Raw genomic sequence first — 6,198 nt, forward strand, 5'->3', positions numbered from 1 at the left:
TGAGAGAATCCTACGTTATTCGGGCGTCTAATTCAATATGAACAGAGCTAGATTATCATTATAAATCAATATCTTGTATCGTTCATATAGATCATTTGTACCAAAAATCTCCTTTGCCTTGGACACTTCATCTTTTGTTTGACCCATGCCTTGTAAAAGTTTTGCTCTTGATCCCTTTTTAAAGTATTCTTGTTGTCCCTCTGGTAATTCATCAAAAATTTTACTGAATTTATCCTTATTAACCGACTTTCTAAGGACTTTTTCTCCTTCGCCCATAGCATCTACATCTGAACTATATTGATGATATAATGCCCGTCCCTTCTTATATTCAGACGATATATCATCCATAAGCTCTAATAATTTTTTCTTGATACCAACTAAACTGCGAACTTGGCTATTATCTCCTTGTCTCTTTTCGGTCCTTATCATTAAATCGACAACCTCTTTAGTCTTATGAAGAGCCCCCATGTTTGGTTTCTCCTTAAGGAGACTAAATTTTTGAGAAGAAAACGGACTAACGTTGTTGCCATCCGTAATAAACCGCTTTAGTCCTTCATCATAAGCTTGTTTGAAGTATGGACGCTTCATTAAATCATTAAGAGCCCCATAATATTTTTCTCCTATCGGCGTTTTCTTGGCTATTTCGTAAAGAGTATGTGATTCTGCTTCTCTACTCGCGATAAGATCATCTTTTAAACCTGTGACATTTTGACGAGGAACAAAGTGTTCATCAGCAGCTTGATGAATACGCTCCCCTCCTCCCAGCGCTCTCTGCCCAGCTCTTTTAGTCAAATCAAGATAAGCTCCTTGATTTCTTTTCGCGATATCAAAAACAAGATCCTGTAAAAAAGGACTATGATCAGCTACGTAATCGGTAGGAACTGCATTCTTAAAAGAGTTTCCTAGCTCTTCAGAAGCCTCCTTACCTAAATGTTTACTGATTGCTCTTAACGTGTCTGTTGCAACACCTTCCTTATGAGAAGGAGAAAAAAGTCTTCGTATTCCGCTTACCGGATAACCAGCCAAATGACCTAAAGCACTTCCAACCAATGCCCCGCCCGCTCCTAAACCTGCACCAGATAACGTACTTGTAAGTGTATTACCAAGCCCTTCGCCTTCTCCTGCGCCATGTAATGCACCAGATGCCGCTCCTACTTTAAGCAAATGAGGTAATGTTGTTTTGTTCGTGATGCCTAAAAATGGACTTGCAAATCGACTTGGGGGTAACTGACCTGCTTTCAAAAAGGCTTGACCTAATTTTGACCCCGCCACATTCCTTGCAAGTGTAGGCGCTACAAAGCGTGCTCCTGAGGCTAACAATCCTCCTCCTAAAGTCGCAAGGGAAGGAATTGCCGACCCTAAAGCATTTCCAGCAAAAGAAGTCCAATAATGTTGATCACTCATCCTACGATAATAATCACGTATTCTATTAGCTTCTTTCTCATATTTTTCTATGGTTTTCTTATCTCCAGTCCAATAGTTGTAAAGCCCCTTCGCAAAAGCCTTTATTGCCAACTCATCATCAGAATCACGTCCTGCCGCTGTGATCCCCGCAATCTCATCATCTAAATTAAAACTCAAACCATGCTTTAAAGAATTCCAAAAGGCTTCACTTTCACTTATTTCGGGATGTTCTGCTTCTTCCTCATAAGAATGGTTGTTATAGTCTGATATGTGTCCAATAATAGGATATTGATCATCATTCCAAATCTGACTATTTGAAGAGCGTTTATTATAATCTGTTATATGTCCAATAATAGGATACTGATCATCATTCCAAACCTGACGTTTTCCAACGTTATCATTCTTATGATTAAGCATTTTAGTATCTCTTTATTCTAATATTACCATCTGCATCTTGAATTTTTGTTCCTATCTCAAATTTAGCGCTCTCTTTGGGACTGGATACCTTCACAAACTCCATAACGCCTTTTTTCTGAGTATTATATTTATCAGAGATTTCTTGAGGGGTTATCTTCCCCGTCATCCAATCATGCAAATCAGTTTTCTGAAGCTTATTTAAAGCATTAAATGTTATTTCAAGATTTTCTAAAGTTTTCAGTAGCCCTTTTGTATTACGCGCAGAATCTAAAGAACCAAAGGTTGCTACCATCGTCCGACTTTCGTAATCTGATATAGGACCAACACTAAGACTTCCTCTAGGATCCATCGATTTTAAGCTCTCAAATACCGCCTTTAAAGCACCACCCTTAATCGTATCAAATAATTTTTCTAATTCATTCGCAGGAGTTCCTCCAATTCCACGCGTAGCCCACGCCTTAAACCCGTTAATCTTATGTTTGCGAATGAGTGCAATCGAATCACGAATAGCATCTATCCCAGCGTTCATCTGATGTTTTGTGGCAATAATATTTTTTTGCTTTTTACCCTCCCACTCTTTCTGTGCTTGTAGCTTCTGATTATACTCAAGTTCTTGTGGAGACCCCTTTACCGGTCTCATTTCGCGTTCACCAGTCTCTGGATTGGTATACCATTGAAACCCCTGACTTAACTTAGGAGTATCACCACCTGTTAGCATCGCACTAAGCATTTGAGGATTCCTTGCCATGACAGCAGCTTCTTCTTCGCTGTAGCCTTTGGACTTTAGATACTCGACAGTCTGGTTAACCTGCCCTCTTTCCTTATCTCCTTCATTAAGATGCTTCACACCACTTGCAAGCGCATCCCATCCAGAACCATCTGTGGGTGCTGCCGCCATACCTGCAAAAAGATCTTTGAGCTTCTGATACGCATCTGATTGAAAAAACTTATAAGTATTGGACTGTAAAAATTTCTCTGCATCTGTTGGTTCAGAAGGCGGTGTTGGGGAAGCGGGTGCTAATGGTTGCGTTTGTTCATTAACATGAGGTTTTAGTTCTTGTGGAGTACTCTCTAGTGCATTTGGCATGGGTGGATGTTGATCAAATCCAAGAGGCATTTCCGCTCTAGGAGCCGTATAGGGCATAAATGGTCCATATGGATTCAGACTATTCTGTAAATAGGGGTTGGATGGGGCTTGTGCTTTCTCTGGTGTCATCATACTTTCAATGCCTGACATTCCAGTCATAAATAGAGAGGTTTTGGGGTACTTTGTTATGAAATTCCCCACGGGGTTCTTTGTTATTAATTGTCCCAATCTATTCGCCCCTGTAACCGCTTTAGGAGCAAGATACCTAAAAACATGAGGCGCAGCTCTCGCAGCCATCAAACCTGCAAAAGATAATGGAAATAATATTGGAAATGCCATCACACTCTCCTACAAAACTATTCTTTAATTATTCTCCAGAGCTTTCTTTTGATTCATGTAATTTAAAAAAAACTTGGATGCTCCTCCTGCCAACGCTGCTCCCATTGGACCACCTGCCATATAACCAAAAGCCATCGGTGCTGCTTGAAGTGCTAAAGAACCTATAGTTCCTACATTTTTCCACGGATTATTGCCCTCTATCTTAGAGATTGTATGATTATTCGTCGTCGTGCCGTAATTCCTTGCAAAGCCATGACCGGCGTTCATAAGCATATTCAACCTATTCCAGCCGCTATTGTCTTGTTCCAGCCAACGTTCACGATTGGCATCAACAATTCTCTGATTGTAATTATCAAGCACACCTCCCCCCTGTATGGCANACGATTGGCATCAACAATTCTCTGATTGTAATTATCAAGCACACCTCCCCCCTGTATGGCATTGGAATAGGCATTGCCATAACCCTGTAAGAAGTTATTTGATGCTCCCAACTGATTTTGATTGGCTTGGTCTATCATGGCATTGGCTTGCATCATGCGATCCGCATCACGATTAAATTGCTCTAACATAGCACGAGCGTATATAGAATCTCTTCCTTTCCGCACTTCCTCTCTGTGATCAGGAGTTGCATAACGACCAATCCCTGAGAAATATCTGTTAATTTGAGTGTCTGAGTCATCTAACGCTTCTTGAAGTGCTCGTTTGAAATACGAATTTTCTCCCATCATACCACCAGAAGCCATATGTCTAAGATTCATGGCTGCCGACGTTGGATTATAGATTGTATTCATCAAAGAGCGATTTTGATAATGATGAGGGATACTCCCAAGACCACCTATGGCTTGGGTGGTTTGAGCACTTAACGGCGCAACACGAGGTCCTCCATACACATTACCCCCAATCCCTGTGTCATACATGTTATACGCATCTGCACCACCACGCTTAAATACATTCTGCATCCAAGAGGGAGGAGCGCTTGTCTGCACCTGCTTTTGTTCTGTTGTTGTCGGTGTCTTGCTCCCCATGTTACAATTCCTTCCTGTAATAAAGCATATCTATGCTGTAACCTTGCTTGTCCAATGCACGTTTCCAACCCAAACGACCCAAGATCTCCATTTCAGAAGCCCCATTCTCACGCGCCCAATCCTCTACAACTTGCAAATTGTCAACCAAATCAAGAACACCCTTGCCACTACATTCACAAATCAGAGCGCGTTTCTTTCCTAAAACTGTCTGTTGTATCTGGGTCGTGACGACCGCTAAAAAGCGCTCTTCATCATCCAAAACAAGCCATAACTGTTTCTCGCCCATGCAAATCGCTTCAATGAGTTCTTGCAACGTAATTTCATGTTTGAAACGCTCTACATACTCTCTAAAAGATGCAATGATTTCTTCAAGATAAGGGGCTATACGCTCCATATCCCAAGACGTGGTCAAAAAGACTTTTGCCATTACCCTCTGCCTAAAGGACGTAAATCCACATTAAATCCCGTAATATGGTTCCAATGAATGCCTTCAGGAATGCGCAATTTAAAGCGGTGATAACGATTGCGCGAACGCCCATGATAAGCGCCCGTGACATACGAACACACCCTCTCCTTATGCCATGTGATTGGTGTCTGATTATTGCGAAGCCGACGCTCTCCAATGCTTAAAAGACCTTCCGTCGTATCAACTTCGGCAAACATCTTCGTAATAAAGTTAAAACTTCCATCCGGTGCCCCCATCTCTTGTGAAACAACCGTTGCCTCCATCGGGGCTCCTGTAAACATAACAAGCCGATTGTTTTCATCAAAAGCACCAAGCATTGGAGCGCCACTTTGCCAACGGGGGCTGTCTAAAGAAGCCGGCAATGCCTCAAGATTGATCGAAATCTCATCTAACTGTTCTAAAGTATAACCTGTTGTAAACACTGGAAAGAACGTGAAAAGCTCTCCCTGTAGTGTCGACCATTTCTGCAAGCCCCAATCATAAACAAAGGTCGTTTGCTCGTTATTGTAACTTTTTAAGGACCAGTAAACGCGATTATGGACAGGGTCTATCACCGCTTGCATCTCATCAAGAGCAAGCTTATCAAAGGTCGAAAACACCGTTCGGTCGACCTTTTCAAAGCCTATCGATAAAAGTTGACCATCCAAACTCATTTGATAAAAGCCGCCATCACCAGCAAAAAAGGCATCACTACCACGACAGGCTATAGATGCTGCACTTCTTGCTCCACGCTTGTCTTGTAGCTTTTGAAAAATGAACGGAACCTTAGACCCTAACGTAAAAGAACCGGCATAAACAGCAGAACGTAGAAAAACGATTGGATTGCTCGATTCTGTTGCACCCTGCACATGTTCACCATCATTAAAGTTATGATAATAACAATCTTTAACACCAACCGTCCAATGGGTCGCATCATTGAGACCTGACCAATGGATACGATTAGGATTATCTGTCAATTGCATCAAACAAACAAAATCGCCCCAAACTTTCACCAAACCTGCTTTGGGGGGATTGCCTCCTAAATCTTCAAATCGTTGGGAATTGCGAACCTTGAAAACTTGCGGTTTATCATTTTTATTCACCGCAATGACAGCATCACCGAACAACGCAAACGACCATTTGTTCTCATCATTTGCCTGATACGTCACACCATTTTGACTGATGTCCTGCCAACCACGCGTTTGGCTATCATAAGCATAAAGCTTTTTAGCTCCTCCTACGATTATCTTAACACCATTACCGCTTCTAAAGGCGATTGAACCCAAAGGTTTTTCTTCCAAAGGATTAGAAACAACCATTGCACTAGGCATGGGTATGTAACCGCCATCTGCTGGTAAAACATTCACAAGGCTATCCGTAAAACTGCCGTTGACAACCGCAACATCTGGTCTGTAATCGGCTACTGGAAAATAAACCATCTTAAAAATCCGTTGGTATTATTCTGGTCACGTTATGACGTT

The 6,198-nt window shown here is 41.7% G+C and carries 4 protein-coding genes and 1 pseudogene; all 5 read right to left on the bottom strand.

The genetic code is table 11. The features are described 5' to 3' along the window. Positions 1–27: 27 nt before the first annotated feature. The 5 genes and pseudogenes from ACFILH_RS02620 to ACFILH_RS02640 all read right to left on the bottom strand — a co-directional run bounded on the left by ACFILH_RS02620 (position 28) and on the right by ACFILH_RS02640 (position 6,156). Positions 28–1,821, bottom strand: a complete 1,794-nt coding sequence (locus ACFILH_RS02620) for a hypothetical protein (protein ID WP_375667313.1) — start codon at positions 1,819–1,821, stop codon at positions 28–30. 1 nt (position 1,822) lies between these two features. Further along, on the bottom strand, positions 1,823–3,247 hold the full coding sequence (locus tag ACFILH_RS02625; protein ID WP_375631665.1) for a hypothetical protein: 1,425 nt from the start codon (positions 3,245–3,247) through the stop codon (positions 1,823–1,825). Between the two features lie 24 nt (positions 3,248–3,271). Then, positions 3,272–4,272: pseudogene (locus ACFILH_RS09455) on the bottom strand (hypothetical protein). Between the two features lies 1 nt (position 4,273). Then, positions 4,274–4,699 (bottom strand): hypothetical protein, encoded by a 426-nt coding sequence (locus tag ACFILH_RS02635; protein WP_375631669.1) that lies wholly within the window; start codon positions 4,697–4,699, stop codon positions 4,274–4,276. Next, entirely contained in the window at positions 4,699–6,156 is a 1,458-nt protein-coding gene (locus ACFILH_RS02640) for a hypothetical protein (protein ID WP_375658326.1), read from the bottom strand. Before ACFILH_RS02640 ends, ACFILH_RS02635 begins: the two co-directional genes overlap by 1 nt. Positions 6,157–6,198: the final 42 nt, after the last annotated feature.

The organism is Bartonella sp. CL435QHHD (assembly GCF_042195095.1).
Lineage (GTDB): Bacteria > Pseudomonadota > Alphaproteobacteria > Rhizobiales > Rhizobiaceae > Bartonella.